The organism is Ulvibacterium marinum (assembly GCF_003626755.1).
Classification (GTDB): domain Bacteria; phylum Bacteroidota; class Bacteroidia; order Flavobacteriales; family Flavobacteriaceae; genus Ulvibacterium; species Ulvibacterium marinum.
Map to the genome: position 1 here is coordinate 1 of NZ_RBCJ01000005.1, position 17,219 is coordinate 17,219.

Annotated in this window: 8 protein-coding genes; 1 reads left to right on the forward strand and 7 read right to left on the reverse strand. The window is 45.4% G+C overall.

The genetic code is table 11. From position 1 onward, the window contains the following. Positions 1-1,769 (reverse strand): PKD domain-containing protein (locus D7Z94_RS21475; RefSeq protein WP_120713710.1); only part of this gene is annotated, 1,769 nt, incomplete at its 3' end. A gap of 963 nt (positions 1,770-2,732) precedes the next feature. On the opposite strand from D7Z94_RS21475, the gene D7Z94_RS26105 reads away from it, so the two are divergent. Beyond that, complete coding sequence (locus D7Z94_RS26105) at positions 2,733-2,864, forward strand: hypothetical protein (protein ID WP_262696939.1); 132 nt, start codon at positions 2,733-2,735, stop codon at positions 2,862-2,864. A 306-nt stretch (positions 2,865-3,170) separates the two neighbouring features. Here the strand turns inward: D7Z94_RS26105 and D7Z94_RS21485 are convergent, their stop codons facing one another. The 6 genes from D7Z94_RS21485 to D7Z94_RS21510 form a co-directional block, all read right to left on the reverse strand. Further along, positions 3,171-4,016, reverse strand: a complete 846-nt coding sequence (locus D7Z94_RS21485; protein ID WP_120713712.1) for a toxin-antitoxin system YwqK family antitoxin — start codon at positions 4,014-4,016, stop codon at positions 3,171-3,173. Between the two features lie 354 nt (positions 4,017-4,370). Beyond that, positions 4,371-4,805: a tetratricopeptide repeat protein gene (locus D7Z94_RS21490; protein WP_120713713.1), complete on the reverse strand. Its 435-nt coding sequence runs from the start codon at positions 4,803-4,805 to the stop codon at positions 4,371-4,373. A gap of 27 nt (positions 4,806-4,832) precedes the next feature. Then, a complete protein-coding gene (locus tag D7Z94_RS21495) occupies positions 4,833-6,578 on the reverse strand; it encodes an RHS repeat domain-containing protein (protein ID WP_147415953.1) in 1,746 nt (581 codons plus the stop codon). 161 nt (positions 6,579-6,739) lie between these two features. Further along, positions 6,740-7,264 carry a hypothetical protein gene (locus D7Z94_RS21500; RefSeq protein ID WP_120713715.1) on the reverse strand — a complete coding sequence of 175 codons (525 nt, stop codon included), beginning with the start codon at positions 7,262-7,264 and terminating at the stop codon, positions 6,740-6,742. A 3-nt stretch (positions 7,265-7,267) separates the two neighbouring features. Continuing rightward, on the reverse strand, positions 7,268-13,345 hold the full coding sequence (locus D7Z94_RS21505; protein WP_120713716.1) for a DUF6443 domain-containing protein: 6,078 nt from the start codon (positions 13,343-13,345) through the stop codon (positions 7,268-7,270). Positions 13,346-13,498: 153 nt separating this feature from the next. Then, positions 13,499-17,185, reverse strand: a complete 3,687-nt coding sequence (locus tag D7Z94_RS21510) for an RHS repeat domain-containing protein (RefSeq protein ID WP_120713717.1) — start codon at positions 17,183-17,185, stop codon at positions 13,499-13,501. Between the last annotated feature and the right edge of the window lie 34 nt (positions 17,186-17,219).

A 17,219-nucleotide genomic window follows, 5' to 3' on the forward strand; every position in this document is an offset into this window, starting at 1 on the left:
GCGTTATCGGCATCTGCTTGGGTAGTATGGTAGCTTACCGAGAAATCGGCCGGATCCTGTCCGTCCAGTACCTCATTGTCCTTGGTGGAGAGGTCGAAGGCAAAGAGCCCGTCCGTGTCCGTATCGCAGACCGTCCGATCGGTTACCGGATGCAGTACCGGGGCCTGTTTTACCGTTAGGTCGAAGCTCATTATATCGTAACAGGTGGTATTGTTGCCGTTGGAAATGCGGGCGAAGACCGTCTCTACGGGGTCGGTGTTCGTATACATCATCGGCAAAGGGTTCGTCCCGCCCTGGGCGTCCGCCAGGCTCGGGTAATAGGCCACGGCAAAGTCCGTGGCGGGCTGGGCGCCCAAAACCTCCGCATCCTTTGTGGACAGGTCGAATTCATAGGCCGGGTCCGGGCTACAGACCTCGAAGTCCGCCGCCGCGTTCGCCACAGGGACCCCATAGATCGTCACCTCCTTGGACTCCGTTTTCGTCTCGGAGGCCGTGGTCACAGTTACGCTTACCGTATAGGTGCCGGGGACCGCATAGGTATGTGTTGGGTCCTCCACCGTGGAGGTGTTCCCATCACCGAAGTCCCAGGTCACCGAGAGAATGGGTTCATTGATGTTGAGGGTAAAGGTCGTAGGAAGACCCAGGCAAAATTGTTCCACCTGAAAACCCAACAGGAAAAAGGACTGGATAAAAGGAGGAAGTCCCAAGTCAGAACGTCGTCCGCCCAAATCTATACTACCCTCCGCAAAATTACAGGCAAGGCCGGGATTATCCGGTGCATTGATAACACTTAAATAAGGTTCTCTACGGTGTGCCATATAGATTTTTCCATCCAGAGCCAATTGAAGACCCCCGAACCGATCACCCGGCTTTTGAAAAATGAGAACCTTGCTCGCTGCCAAGTCTGCCGCAGCAGTATTATATTGGGCCACTTCTCCCCGGTAATTGGACACATAGAGCATTTGGCTATTTTGGGAAAATTCCAGGCCATAATAGGTCTTAGTGTCATCGTTTGTTGCTACTCTAAGATTGCTCAAAACCCCAGTTGCCGAATTGAAATCATAGACTTCTATGGCATTCAGATAAAAAGCTGCCCCGATTTTAGACCCGTCCGGTGAGGCCTTTAAATAGCCCAAAGCTTGATCCGGTATATAGGACATAGACAAATTTGTTCCGATATTGGTATCCACCGAAGTGGTGGTGACTCCCGCCGCGGTAACCAAATAGGCCATAAAGGTATCGTCCCATCGTCCATGGGCCAAGACCCAGATATCCGAGCCATTGGCATGTTCCACCGCCGTAATTTTTTCGGTAACGCGCATGGCCAACTGCACGTTTTTTGTCCCAGTTATATCACCCAGACCGCCATCCAAGGTCATATCTACCTCGGAAAACATAAGACCGTTACTACGTCCTTGTTCATCTACCGTGAATATGTAGTAAATCGAAATAGATCCGGGACTTGGTACAATTATAGCCGATTGCGTACTGGAACGGTGTCCTCCTAAATTTGTACCATTGGGCATCACCTGATGGTTACGGTTCCATACCCGAACACCATCGGTATAGAACAAGAGGTTCCCATTGGGGTCGGATATGGAGGCACAGCCCTCCTCAGTGTTCAATGCGCCATCCGTAAGGGGTACCGGGGCCCCACTCCTAAAATCGAGGCCTGCATTCTGGCCAAAATACCAGATGGCCGCCTCTTGTTGGGCGGATGCTACAAAAGAAATAAACAAGGAAAAAACTAGGGGGAATACGTTTTTCAAGGTAAGGTTTGGTTTAAGTACTAAATTACTTTAAAATTACAAAAATAGTGGGTAAAATACTACGAAATGAATTGGTTTTAGATGAAATGCAGGGGATTTCGACAGGGGAATCTGATTGTTGGTGAGAGTTGCACACATCAGCTTTCGTTCTTAGTAAAAGAATTACAGGCTATGTTATAAAAACAGATATAATTTTGAAACACCATGGGAAAGCAAACGGCCTTTATAAGGGTGCCACGCTAAATTCCAATTCCTAGCAAATACCAAGAGGCCGCTGATAAGCGACCTCCGATACTGCTATAGTATTGATAGTTAAAAACTTAAGAATCTGCTCCCATAAAAGCACCAATTTGTAATACGACCAAGGGAAGTTTACACGGTAAAGTCATTAATTGAGAAAATACCATTACCTCCCTAACTTTTAACAGTCCTCTCAGTTTTTATTATTGGAAATAACCGTTTAACCTTCTTAATCTGGGATTTAGAAAAATATTGATGGATATTATCACTTAGTAAACAGGAAATAATAAATGTATCTCCCTCTTTTAAAACTAAACGGTAATAAAACAATTCATCCCAAAAAAACCATCTCATTCTATTTTCAAAAACAGTTTTGGAAAGGTGCATTTCCAAACATTTGACATCAGAAATTAAAAATTCTTTTCTATTTCTCGTATCATTATAAATCATCTTAGAATCATTCACAACGGTTAAGACATAGTTTTTGTTTCTATTCAGATAATTAAAATAAAGTATGATTAAAGGAAAAAGATAAAAAACGAATGTGAACCCTAACAATCCTATCAATAAGCTTAATAGCTTATTATCATCCAATTGGTCATTGTTTCCTATTATCAATGCAATTCCAGAATCTACCAAGAAGATTATTATAAGAAAGCGGTAAAAATATTTTCGTTTTTTTTGGTAATCTATGCTATACGTCATTTCCAAATCAAATTTTTATTGAAACTCTATTCCAGAAAGGAAATTCCCAGTTCCGCAGTACTCACCATAGGCGGGCAGGGTTGTACTGCTGCGGAAACTCCACTACGTTATCGTTTTCATCATTTGAGGCACTACTGTAACCTCTGGTAGAATAGATTCTTCCTCTAAATAATAGAATCCATTTGTCTTTCTTTCATGTTTTACGCCTTGTTGCATACCTGAATGTAACAAAATTAAACAGCCGGGAAAAGCAATAAAGGGTCATGGCGTTTGCCATGACCCTTAACACTCTATTATTTACGCTGTCCTATTTATTGTGCCGCAGTAGTAACAACTGCGGAACGGGAGCCGGGGCCAATTTGGAACACTACACCCTATCGAGGGACATTATCAGATGCATCTCTAATGAAAAAGGTATCATCAAAAAACAATTTTCGTTCTACCCTGTATATAGAGTCAGGTTTTTTTTGCATTCTCGAGTTTCTTGTAAACATACTCAACCAAAGCTCCTCTTAAACTATATTGGCCAGGTTCATCGTATTTTAATCCAAACTCTGCAATATGGTTAATTGGCATTTCCTTTGGTATTCCCGGACGTGGAATGCCATCATTCTTTAGGCTTTGAATAGTGTCTCTTTCTATTTCCAATAAGTTTGAATAATCCTCTTTTAAAAGATTTTCATCTTTAGGTATTATAATAATAATATCCGAGTTCACACCATAGAACGATTCCATAAGGATAAACCGCAACCTGACTAAATCACCAAGATCGAAACTATCTTTTTTAACAATTTCAGTATAATTCCCTCGGCCTAGTATTGTATCACCCTTGATATTCTTGTGCCATATTTGATTTACATAGGATTTTCCGTCAACGGTAATATATTCGACAATACTGTCTGTTTTGGTTTTTTGCTTATGAAAAGTCCATTTGCCTATCCTATAACTAGGGTCGTCCATGAGAGATTTCCCCTCTTTGATCGTGTTCCCGTTACTATCATATCCAACAATGCAGATACTGCTATCATTAAAATATCTGATTTCTTTAATCTGATTTTCGTAATCTTCAAAATAGTAAACGGATGAATCAACTTTTACATCGTTGTCATAAATGTCCACTTGCTTTATATTTCCACTCTTGTAGTATTCCTTATAGATACCTTTTTTGGGGTTCTTGGTTCCTATAAACTCACTTTTCAAAGTTCTGTTGCCGTAATATTCCCTGTATTTAGCTTGATTACATGAAATTAATACGTTTGCCAAAACAAAAAATATGGGTAAGAGTTTAATATAAAATTGCATTTCACTTATCTCTTTTTTCCTCTACTAAATACCTTTATTGAATCTACACCATACCAGTTCCCCAGTTCCGCGGTAGCTGTACTGCTACGGAAACGCCATTATGTTATGGTTTTCAACATTTGAGGCGTTACCATAACCTCCGGCACGATTGATTCTTCCTCTAAATAATAGAATCCATTTGTCTTTCTTTCATGTTTTACGCCTTGTTGCCACCTTAATGTAATAAAATTAAGCAGCCGGGAAAAGCAATGAAGGGTCATGGCGTTTGCCATGACCCTTAACACTCTATTATATACTCTGTCTTATTTATTATGCCACAGCAGTACAACTACTGCGGAGCGGATAGCGGGTTTGCTATTCCGTTATACCTAATTCCTCAGCTCTTTCCAACCAATAGTCCGACAATACTTTATCCTCTTCAACACCAATGCCATAATAGTAGCACCTACCTACTTCGTAAAAGGATTGTTTATCTCCTCTTAAGCTTGCTTGTAAGTAATACTCAAAAGCTTTGTCCAAGTTCTTTTCAACTCCAACACCCTTTTCATAACAAACCCCTAAATCATAAAATGCTTCCGAGTATTTGTATTTGGCAGCCGACAATAGATAATCAATTGCTTTCGGTACATCCTTTTTAACATATGTTCCATGCAAGTACCATGTTCCAAGAGCATAAAAAGCTTTTGGATTCTTATATCTCACAGCTTTATTAAGTAATTCAAAAGCTGCCTCATTATTATTGGTATTTGCTTCAAAAAGTGCTTTGTTATATAATCTATCTCCTTTCATTAGTTTGTCGTTTTACTTACTTAAGGTTTAATTTTTTGGAGGCCAAGGACCTTTCCACCCTGGCGGCCTTTTTCTCGGAGGTCTTCTGCCAGCATCTCCTTTTTCTCCACCTCGATCTCTACCTTTTCTTGTTTGTCCCTTCTCGTGTTTGCCCTTCGTTGATTTTCTCTTATTTTTCTCATGTTCTGCTGCCATTTGGTTCAGGTATGCAGATAGCAAAAGTGCCTCTTCCACCGTAAGTGGTTGATAAGCCGGTGGATTCACACTGGGTGGCGCAGTACTTGTAGTAGAAGGTGCAAAAGCAGCGGGCCCAGAACTTGTTAAAGGAAAAAACATATCTCCCTGTGCTTGTTCAAAACTTGGTCTTGATGGTGCCCCTTGAGAGGCAAGGAAAAGCAACATGGCATAAGGTGTGGCCATTCCTACAACTGCTACACTAGCGACACCTGCGGAAGCAGCGGACGCAGTTGAAACTTCAACCGCCAGAGAGGGTAGTGTAATCTCTGCAATTGTTTCGCCAAGTACTATTGCACCTGCCGCACCCATTGCCGCTTCGTGTGTCGAATTCTCTTGTCCATCAGCGGTAACGATAACTTCATCCAGTTCCTCAACAGTCTGTCTTTCCCATTCTCCACTGTTGAACACATATACACTTCCGTTATCAATGGTATAGGTATCCCCTTCCTCGGCATCCTCAGGATTCGGACAATCAGGACAAAGCCCGGATGGGTCGTTGAACAGTATTGGATTGTTCCAAGCAAAGTTATATGGTGATTTATTGATTTGTTGGATTAGCTCACCCAATGGGTCTATTTGAACGAATCTTCCAAGCGCCGGGTCATAACCTCTTGCAAAAGTCTCGTATAAATCAACATCCAGCGCCTCTTCAAATTCAACCCCATTGTACTTCCACCTTTGAGCGGTCGAGTTGCCCAACGGAGAAATCACATCGTTGTACCCTTTATGCCTTAGACCAAATGGGTAGTAGTTGTTCTCCTCTATAATCTCTGAGGAGGCATCTATATTACCGTTCCCATCAGCATCGGTGTATGATAGCCTTACATTCCCAAGGTGGTCTATATATTGGTAGACATAAGAGTACTGACCATTGTCCAATTTAATGTAACCTTCGGATTGGGCAATGCCTTGCAAGATATTGTTCTCATAGATATATCCCGAATTATATTCCGTTGTTGCACCGCTGCTGACCGTCTTTTTAAGTTTCGTGCCATCTGCGCTATAAACGTATTGTATGTTACCGCCTGCCATGGTCACCTGTATCGGTAGGTTCAGGTGGTTATAACTTATTGAAGTTATCTCTTTATTGGCATCGGCGGTCATATTTCCATTAGCGTCATACCAGTAGTCTTGGGCATCCCCGCTACCGTCCTTGAAGCCGTAGGCATCCTCACCATCGTCCCGCACCTTGTAGAGTCGGTTGCTCATCTGGTTGTCGTGATAATTATAGTCTAGCGCATCCATGGTACCATAGTCGCTGTCGTCCATATCGTTCAGGATGGGCGTGGCACTCTTATGCCCCAGCCTGCTTAGGGACAAGAGGTTGCCGTTTTTGTCATAAGTAATCCCGGACAAGTCAAATTTTGACATATCTCCCAAACCGGTTGCCCCAGCGATCCGGTTGAGCGCATCGTAGGTATATTGGTAAGACTTCAATGCATTGTCCGTATTAGCAGTACGCCATTGGGCCTGTGCTATGTTTCCGTTGTACAATGGATCGGGGCCTTGGTTGTAACTTAGGCTAAAGTTAAACAATTTATTCGGGATTGCATCGGAGGGTTACACAGATGAAGGACAAGGACAGGGAACACGTGTTCGCCATGCTCGATGCCTTCATCAAGCAGACCAAGCTACAGAACGTACTGCAATAAAAAACCACCCCGAAGAGTGGTTTAAATCTATTGCGCATTACTGTTCTAAAGTCCGTTCTCTACGATATTTCCTTTATCATCAATAATCACATAATTCGACCAATCGATTATTCTAATGTTTTTCTTGTACCCGATTAAATGCTGATTTTTCATTCTGTACGTAAGGGCAGGTATATCCTTTTCTTCTTGATTACCGTTGGCTTCATTGATTACCGATACTTGCGGCTTGCCATTTTTCTCGTTAGAATAAAATTTAAAATCATAATCAAAAAGTACTGGATAGTACTTGTAATCGATAAAAACATATCTATTGCCTAGTGTAGAGTTCGATAGGGCTGTTTCCAACGCTTCCTTACTCTTGAATGTTTCAACATGAACTTTGGTAGTCGGATTGTCTTTTACTCTTTCAAAATAAAATACCGCAAATTTAGATTTTTGGCCTTTCAAAAATTCACTTATACTATTCTCCGTTTCAACAGGGAATAAATATGTAATTCTTGATTTTTTAATGTTGCTAGCGCAACCACTTAAAATAAGGCATAAGATTGTAAAGTTTATCAGTTTCCTCATCAATTAGTTTTTAATATAATCATTCAAAGCATCCCGCCCTATATTTATCGTCTTGCCTTGATTCAAAAGATTTCCTTTGGTCTGTCCAATAGCATTTGTTTGTGTTCCATCCCTGGTTACCTTATTTATGTTTGCTGCTCCACCAACTGGTGTATTATAGGCATCAACCGAGTAAACACTAATACCTGCTGAATTGGCTGCGGTTACATCAGCCTGAGATGTTCCTGGTACATTGACTACGTTTGCTTGTTGTGATTTATTATGTCCATGAACCTGCCCAACCAACAAATCTTCTTGGGAGGTGTTGTACGTAACTCCATTTTTATCTTTGAATTGATCGTAACTCAAAGTCGTCTTTCCATCTGTTCCAGCAGGCCGTTGTATTGCACTAACTTCCCCGCTGTCCCTATCCAAAACAATATTAACTTGTGTTTCGACCGTTCTAGATGTATCATTCACATCCTGTACTGCATCCTGAATTTGAGAATCATTAACAGTTACAAGAGTACTATTGTCCTGTAATTCTTTTGTGGCCGCCGCCGAAATCGTAGAACCGCCATTTGCAGTTTTTATATCATCAAAATCCGCTGCATCTATAATCCTAACATCGTTCGAGACGCGACCGTCCCTGCCTATTTCCTTACCGGTTACTTTGTCGATGTAAATATCGTCTGGAGAGGCAGGTGCCATACCATCGGGATCGGTAAAGTAGATAGGGTTGTTAAAGGCATAGTTGTACGGGCTGTGCCTTCGCATCTGTTCCGCCAGAGGGTCCACGTTCATCCACCTGCCCAGCCACGGGTCGTAGTTCCTAGCACCGAAGTCATAGGTATCCAACGCTGCGTTAAGGCTATTGTCCAGTTCCTTACCGCCGAACTTCCAACGTTGCGCCACATCGTTGCCTAGGGAATTGTCCCCGCCCATATTGTAGCCCCTGTGCCTACCGCCGAAGGGATAGTAGTTGTTCTCCTCTATGATGGTGGGAGTACCAGGGTTTGAAGGGTCGTCCGTGTAACTTAACCTTACATTATCGAGGTGGTCGCGGTACTGGTACACATAGTCGTACCCACCCCCATTGGCATTTACATAGCCTTCCGGGTGGGAGAAGAACTGTAGGGTCGTGGCGGAAGTATTGCCCTCATAGATATAATTTCCGGCATATTCCGTTATTGTTCCCGTGCTTGTTTCCTTTTCCAGTTTCGTCCCGGCGGCATCGTAGACGTACGAGATGTTGCCTCCGTCGATATCGATTGAGGTGGGCAGGTTCAAATGGTTATATGTAATGCCCGTAATCCCTTTATTTTGGTCAGATGTCATGTTGCCGTTGGCATCATAGACAAAGTCGTCGTTGGTATTCGAACCGTCCTTGAAGCCATAATTGCCATTACCGGTGTCGCTAACCTTAGTCAGTTTATTCCCTACACCGTAATCATAATCCAAAATATCCATATCCGGGTATATTATGGTACCCCCATTGTCCTGCCAACCATCACGAGTTAGAGTCAGAATATTACCCATCTTGTCGTAGGCGATATTGCTTACATCATAGTTCCCGGAGTTGTCCGTAGCACTGGTTATCCGGTTCAACGCATCGTAGGTATAGCCGTAGGACTTCAACGTATTGTCCGTACTTGCCGTACGCCACTGTGCCTGTGAAATATTGCCGTTGTACAATGGAATTAGTCCTTGGTTATAACTTAGGCTAAAGTTAAACAATTTATTCGGGACTGCATCAGAAATATCGTTGATATCCGTTAGCCATCCCCTTACATTATATGTGTAGTCCACTTCCTGTAAGCCCTGGGTCGCAGTATAACCGCTACCGGGCGTACCGCCTACTTTTTTACGGGTCAATAGACCCAGTTCGTCATAGTCGTTATGTACAATGAGCTCCTCGGCCCCGCCCGTTCCCGTGGCGTTGGGGTCTATATAGAGCCGGGCGTCCGGTAGAAGGGTGGCATTGGTGACCGTAATGCTGGCCGTGGCTACCCGGCTATCCGTAACGGTCCCGCTTAGGGGAAGGTCGGCCACAACGCCACCACCACCTGTACAGGAATCACCCAAGGTTTCGTCCCCGATACATTGGGTCTGGGCCAACAAACGGCCGGTATGGTCATAGGTAAAATTATCTATCGTAACGATGGTAGCACTACTACGTGTATGGCTGGCCTTTACCTTTAGGGCCCTGCCCGAAAAGTCCAACGCGCTTTCCACCACATCCTGGGTAGCTAAATACTCATTTTCGGTATAGGCATACACCGGCCTGGCCTTGGTATCATAAGCGGTTACGGAGATGATCCAGTCGGTCGGTATCACGTCCAAGACCTTTACCTTGCTCCCTGTAGCGAGCCCTTTGGTCGCGGTCTTCGTTAGATTGTCGTGGTTTTCCACGGCCTGCCCCAAAACGGTGGCAGGCAGGGAAATGCCCGTTTCACTGGCCAGAAAGTCATAATTGTCATAATAATTGATGGTCAATACCTCGGTTACCGTAGCTACGGGGTAGGCCGCATTGTTGTAATGGACATCCGCCCCACCAATCGTAATAGCGGCCGTAGCCTGTTCCACCCAATGGGCACCGCTGATGCCGTTGGCCAAAGCCTGTACCGCGGTTCTGGATCGGGGTACCGAAGCATCCATTTCCACCGCCTTGCCCGTATAGGCTACCCGGCCAAAGGCATCGTACTTGGTAAAGAGCCACTCCCCGGTGACCCGCTGTACACTATCCTGGGTCATGATGGGCCGATCTAGTTTATCGTAAACAATATGTTCCCTCCCCTTTCCGGGCAGTTGTTTTTCCACCAAGCGGTTGCGGTGATCGTAGACATATCGGTACCCCAGTTCCACCATTCCAGTATTGATCTCCGCCAAAGTGGCCGTACCGGCCTCCATCTTAGGTGGCAATACATAGGCAAGGTTGCCAAAATCGTCATAGACGTAATAGGTATCATGTGGAGCCTCAAGAATCTCGTTGGGATCTGTATTATTGCCATTACCGTTTAGATCGATGTCCGCATCGGCATAGGTCCGTTTGAGTACTACCCTACCCTGTTTGTCCGTATACTCCTCGGTGGTGTGCAATTTGCCGTCCGCCGTATCATGATTCTCATCCTTGGTGATATTTTTAAAGAGTTCACCGGGGGAATAATATTCTAAGGGATTGCCCTGCGCATCCTCCGGGAACTTAAGCTCCGGGATACGGGTATCGTTGACAAATTCCGTTTCTACCCGGAACATCCGTATTTGTAGGGTGTCATTGGTCTCGTAATCGAATTCGATACTGCGATCGTCGGACAGTTTGTCCAGTTTCCAGTCCTCCCCGGGGGCGGTCTGCCGCAATACCCGGTTCAAGGGGGAGGTTTCAAAATAGGTTTCGGAATAGGCATTGACATCACCTTCCAAGAGTCCCGTAAAATCATCGGCATATACCGGATGGGTCTTGTAATACTGTTTTGTGGCCAATTCCACATCCCAATAGCGATAGCTCCCTAGGGTACTGTCCGGTTCATGGAAGGGCAACCATTCCTTGTCCTGCCGTCCATAGGCATCATACCCAAAATGGGTAACGATGTCCAGACTATCCGCGGACTGGCGTATACCTACCTGTTGCATAGGCCGGCCTAGGCCATCGAAATAGGTGATGCCCTGTACATAATCGTTCTCTACATCGAACTGCCCGTTATCGCCCTCATCGAATTTTTGCGCTGGGACCGTGGTCCTGGGAGCCTGATAGGTTCGGGTATAGACATAGTTTTGACCGGATGGATCATTGGCTGGACAGTCGTTCGTCGGCGACGGTACATTGGGGCAAAGATCGGACGCATTGGCCACATAGCCACTGGGCTGGGTACATGCTATTATGGTAATATTGGGGTTCCCCAGGCCGTCATTGTCCCCATCGTAATAATAGGTGTTGCTACCGGTGTCGATGATAGCCTGAATGGCATGTCTGGTCGATGAAAAGCAACCTGTGGTACTGTTGTAGCTTTCCGCATAGTAGGTGGTGTTGGTACTTATGCCCGGGGTGGTATACTCCAAGGTATTGGCACTGACCCCGTTGGTAAGGGGCAAACCTCCGGAGGCAACGGTATACCATCGGATCTCATCGCCATGGGTACCGGGCGAGGCGGTCAACGTAACCGCACCAGAACCACATCGGGAGACATTGCTTCCCGAAGCTTCCAAGGGAACTTGATTGATCGTATAGTCGATGCGCCGGGCATCCCCCCAACAGCCGGAAGTATCGTGTTTTGCCCTAAGGTAATAGACGCTTCCAGTGGTCAAGGTAACGGTTGGGTTCAAATTGTCCGGGCCGGTGCTTGTGCCCGTCTGTTCGGCCTGCCAGTACCAGGTGGCATTGGCGGTCGAATTCGGCTCGCCCTTGGTCAGGGTAATCTCCCCACAGACCGAGTTGTCGATATTAGTCGGATTCAACGGTTTGCCCGGTACAAAGGGCTGTTCAAATATCTCAATGGAGGCGGATGCAACGGAAGAGCATCCGTTCTCCGTAGCCGTAACTGTATAGGTACCCTGGAAGACCGTAACCGTATCCCCATTGACCTCAACGACCCCCGCAGACGGATTTACACTGTACGAGTAGGCACTATTATAATTGCTGATCCTAAAGCTACCGGTAGGGGACAAGCAGGTGGTCTGTGATACGAGCTGTAAGGTAGGTTGTAGAACATTGGCCTGGACCGTAACCGGGACTGTGTTCGAATAACCGAACCTATTACAGGACAACGCCTTTCTTCGGTACCATCGGTCGCCCACTAGGCCGCCCGAGGGATTATAAGAGGCCGAGGTGGCCCCCTGAATGTCATGCCAAATACTGTTATCGTCCGAATACTCCCATTCATAGGAGAAGGCACCGTCCCCTCCGGACGGCAAAACAGAGTTTGCTAGGTTCCCGGGATCTGTATTATAACATATTGCAGCCGGCTGGGGAGCGGAAATCTGGCCCCCGTCGATCGAATGGTCTATATACTCCCCGGTCACCTCCCTCAAGGCCCCCTCGCAGTTGCCTACTTTGCTGGCGACCCAATAACTCGCACTTTGGCCCGGTTGAAGGGTAATTGTCTTTTGGGTACCTACCGAACCCGAGGGAACACCACTGGCCGGAACATGGGAAACAATATTGTTGCGGTTCTGGTCGGAATACCATACGTGTACCATGTTGCTATGGAACTCGCCATTGACCGTTTTGGAGCTTAGGGCAGAGAGTATAACCGTGGAGCCCGATTCGCAATCGCGAATGGGACTGTTGTTCAATGGGGCGGGTAGGTTGATCACGTTGACCTGGACCGTTCCGGCAGGGCTTTCGCAGCCCGCGCTTGAGGTAACCCGTACCGTATAGCTGGTAGTGCTACTGGGGGAGACCGCATAACTTGTGCCCGAGTCTAAGTACTGTGTCCCTGAGGAATTATACCAACGGTAGGTACCCGAAATAGGGCTGTTGACCGTCAAGGTCGTGGTCTGGCCCGAACAGATTTCCCTGTCCGAAACACTAGGGGCCGAAGGTGTACTGGGAATCGTGACATCCACATACCCCGATCCACTGCTCCATGCACCGGAATCGTACTTGGCCCTTATGTAATATCTACCGGATCCTTCATCAGCCACGTACGTACTTCCATTACCTTTGGTGATAGATGTCCCGGAACTGGTCCTTCCCTGCCAGTACCATTTGATGCCGGACGTTGGCGAACCGGTCCTGGTCAACGTTACCTGACAATTTGCAGTAGACGCAGTTGGATTAGGCGGTTTTGGTGGGCCACTGGGAGTTACGTTAACAAAAAGGGCAGAATAACCGGGCCCTCCCGTAAAGTTGGCAGATACCGTATAGTTGGAACTCCCCGCCGTTACGCTGATACTGCCACCGGATCCGGACCAGCTGGCCGCCCCGGATACGTTCCAGGAGATGTTGGAGGCCCCGGACAGGTAATAATTATTAGTGTCCCCCTCGTTTACCGAGGTAGGGCCCGTAATCTGCTGTGCCAGGGCCGAAGTTCCCATAAGGAGACATAAGAGTAGAACGGCCAACGAGCCAAATGTCCGAATTCTATTGTTTTGTTTTGCTTTCATCTTGGGGTCTTTATTTATTGTTAGTACTGGCTGTGACAGTGGTACTCGTAATCACTTCAAGGTCATATCCAGAATTGCTATATTTTTTTGGTAAAAGGTTTATTTGTGTTAAGTGTTTTTACGGCACTTGGGTCTTTGCTTTTGGGTAATGTTTTAATTACAACTATTTGCGGTCAAATCCACCTGTACATTGAAAACAGGAGTATCCGCATCGGTCTCAATAAAAATGGTGGACATACCATCCCAGGCATTGGGTCCCGTAAGCGGTTTTAATAGCTTCACCTTTACGGCCATCCAAGACTGTGTAGTGGGGGGAACATCATATGTGCCTAATAGTTGCAGTTCATCTGTATCTATTCCCACATGGGTTATTTTTATGGGGGAGTTCCCATCATTACTGAGAAGAATCCCTATTTCAGCAAAACTGGATCCTACCTCATAACAATCTTGGGGAAGACTTAAAATCCTTGTTTCTACGGCACTATTGGCCGAAAGGGATATACTAACGTTCCCATCCAGGTTGTCCGTGGTCTGTAAGATCATATTGCCGCCTTCTATTCCTGCTCCCGGATTGGGCGAAGTATAGGTCACAGGCAAGCTAAAGGTATCGCCCGGTCGAATCAGAAAAGGCGTGCTCGCCCAAGTACTGCTAAAGTTGGTAGGTAGTGAAAGACTATTTATGGTAATGTCATAATTTCCTTCATTTTTAATTCCGGTGTTTATGGTCCGGACGGAATCCGGGCCGACCACCCCAAAATTAAGCCCGGTCCTAGAAGTAATTCCACCATACCTTTCCGGTGTTTTATAGTGGTATTCATAGTCTTGTAGCAATTCGTTGTTCAAATCCTTGATCGTTTCCAATCGCCTAAAGGCATCATAGGAGTAGGTCGTTTTGCGGGCCGAGGGATCGTACATCGCTACCATTCCCACCATGGGGTCGAATGTATAGGTAGTGATCAGGGCCTTTTGGGCAACTGGATTGGAACGGATATTTTCTTCATAGGTTGTTGGATTGACGAGAGCTGCAGTATGGGCCTGAAGAAGGTCCGTATACCCTATGTTTTCGCCCTTTACAATGGGATACTCTTCATTATAACCCCATATCAGCGAAGTAGTTGGGCCATCCGCCACGGAATATTGTAATACGTTGCCTTCGGTGTCATAATCCTCATAGACCACTACAGATCGGTAATTAGGGAATTCAAAACCATTGGCAGAACTTATAAAATTGGCCTTGGAACCGTCATACTCCAAGACTTCCCGTAAAACTACGTTGCCCTCCTCCAGATCATAACGGTAGCCGGTTGCAGCAATTACCGAATCACCCACATAGGTAAGTTTTTCCAAGACCGGGTTTATGATATTCCGAAGGGCCATAGTATCCTGTAGACAGCTTACAGCGTCACTGGCGTATACACAGGCCGCATTTGAGAATTCTGCCAGACGTTTATATTCCGTTCGAATTGGTTCCCCTTTACTATTGGTGGTTCTTTCTTCCTTTTGTTGTCCTACGGCGTTATAGGTATAGTTGACTGTAGTACTTAGGTCTCTGGTGTTATAGGTGGTTCTGGTATTGATCGAATCGATTTCCGCAAAACCTATAGGGAGGTGATACGGGTAATAGGCAAGTGCGTACCCTGAACCCCAGTCCCTACTGGAGTAAGCAAGTCCAAGTCTAACGTCATTAAAATCTTCATATAGCCCATAATTTTTGCTCTGGACCACCGTTGTTCCAGTGTGGTCCTCGAAAAGTTGATTTTGCAATTTTCCGTTCTTATACGTTTTTGGTTCATAGGGTATCAAATTATCAAGTGTCGTGAGATTCGGTTTTCTAGTAGGAATGTTGGTGAAAAAATGTTCGCTACTATAACTCTCCCCATTTTTGCCCACTGTTACTTCAGTTACTCGGTCATATCCTATTTTCTTTCCCTCTGCGGTATTCTGGCCTGAGGTGCCAACTAACGAAAACCACTGGTAAGAACAGAAGTCATTACTATCTAGTATTCCGTCACCATTGGTATCATCAATTATATTTCTTTCCGTATAGTGGGCAAAAGGGGTCAGCATCACCCCGGTGGTGCCTCCCATGCTATTTTTATATTCAAAGGACTTTTCGCTCGCGATTACTCCTTCTTTTTCATAGGTAACGATTTCTTTTATCCGTAATCCCCCGGCTATGGCCGTACCACTGGCACCGCTGGCATTTAATGCCTCCGGGGTATAGTATTGAGCCGCAGCTACCGAACCTTCGGCATAGTAGTCATGTGATTCGTAGAGAAAATCGGTATAACCTCCCGTGGGATATTGCACTCTTTTTAAGCTTCCCGCTATCCCGTGAGCAAAATCCGGTTTCCGTTCTTCCGTTTGATAGTAGTACTTCTTGGATATATCGGCTTCAAAAAAAGAACAGATATCACTAAGTATCCTTGGGGTCACCTGAAGCAGTTGATCATTGTCCTCCTGACCATTATAGAAACCAAAGTGATCTATTCCCCTAGTAAACTTTGAGGGGACACCATTGTTTCCCAAATTGTAAAAGAAGCGATGGGTTTGGTCATCAACCGTTACAAAGTCCAAACGGCTTCTGAGCCAGGCGTATTTGGCCGGTTCGGTATTGATGTTGTCCACACTCTCGTCCAATAAGTATTCCAGGTTGAAATAGGATTGCCCAAAAACTATGTTCTTTTCAAAGGTAGACGCCGGATCAAGGCCCTGAATATGGAGACCTGTATATCGTTTTGGTTTTTGTGCGGTCAAAGGAAATGAATTTTCATAGAGAAAAGTATTGCTTCGAAGATCCTCCCGGTCCTCTTGATTAAAGGTTATGGACAGTTCGTTAGGTATGATTATGGATTGTTGATATACATGCTCGGTTACCAAACGGGAAAAGGATATTCCCTGCCCGGACTGAAGATCCTGGATTCGTATCTCCGAAAAAGAAGGCGCACCGACAGAGACAAAAGGACTGTCCTCGGTTGACAATATGTTATAGTTAAACGAGATTTGCTTGCCCCTGGGGCTTTCTATACTCGACAGATACCAGGCCGTTACCGTCCTAAATTGCCCACGATTGGTAGTATTGAGAATATCTATGTAAGTCCCGTCATAAGGCCCCCCTATCGGGTTGGGACTATACCCAGCCAGGTTTGTAGTTCTCTCCTTTATATCAAAAGTACCCTCGAATCCCTCCGGGGTCTTTATGGTAAAATAGGGATTGGGGCCATCAAAATATTGAATAATTGTAGCGTCATTCTTTAGTTTAATGACTGCAATAGCATCTGTTGGATTACTCTTTTTTGAGAGGATGAAGGAACCTTGAAATCCAAAAAAGTTATAATCGAAAATGTCGGGTTCCGTATCGTACCACGCATTTGTGAAATTGGCCACCAATACGCTCCTTTCGTTCATGGTAAGATCTGTCCAATTACGGAGATCGTTTAAGATAGTGTCAACAGGGGTTGTATCATGAATATAGCCCTTTGCCAAGTTAGGGACATTATGAAAATCGTTTCCCTTTCGGATACTTCTGGAAATAACAGCCGTAGAACTCAAGGACCAGCCTAAACCCACCTCCGTTGCTTCTTGGTTGGTCCGTATACCCGTAGCATGATAGCTTAGGGTAATTGGCAGGGACCACCCATCAAAATCTATGGTATACAAGGGAATGGACGTATTGGCCGTACCTGTATACAAGGCCGGTTGCTGGGCCGAGAACTGGGTCAGGGAATAGGCGGTTGGACTTGGAGGGGTAAAATCCAACAGTCTTGGGTCCGGATCGGGATCTTGCGCTTGAAACTGTAGTATTCCTAATAGGAAAATTAAGGGGAAAACATTTTTCATTTTGTATGTTTTTGATTTGGGTCTTCTTTTTATT

Coding starts and splice junctions, on each gene's coding strand:
- D7Z94_RS21485 (WP_120713712.1), bottom strand. CDS start 4,016: ATGCAATTTTATATTAAACTCTTACCCATATTTTTTGTTTTGGCAAAC.
- D7Z94_RS21490 (WP_120713713.1), bottom strand. CDS start 4,805: ATGAAAGGAGATAGATTATATAACAAAGCACTTTTTGAAGCAAATACC.
- D7Z94_RS21500 (WP_120713715.1), bottom strand. CDS start 7,264: ATGAGGAAACTGATAAACTTTACAATCTTATGCCTTATTTTAAGTGGT.
- D7Z94_RS21505 (WP_120713716.1), bottom strand. CDS start 13,345: ATGAAAGCAAAACAAAACAATAGAATTCGGACATTTGGCTCGTTGGCC.
- D7Z94_RS21510 (WP_120713717.1), bottom strand. CDS start 17,185: ATGAAAAATGTTTTCCCCTTAATTTTCCTATTAGGAATACTACAGTTT.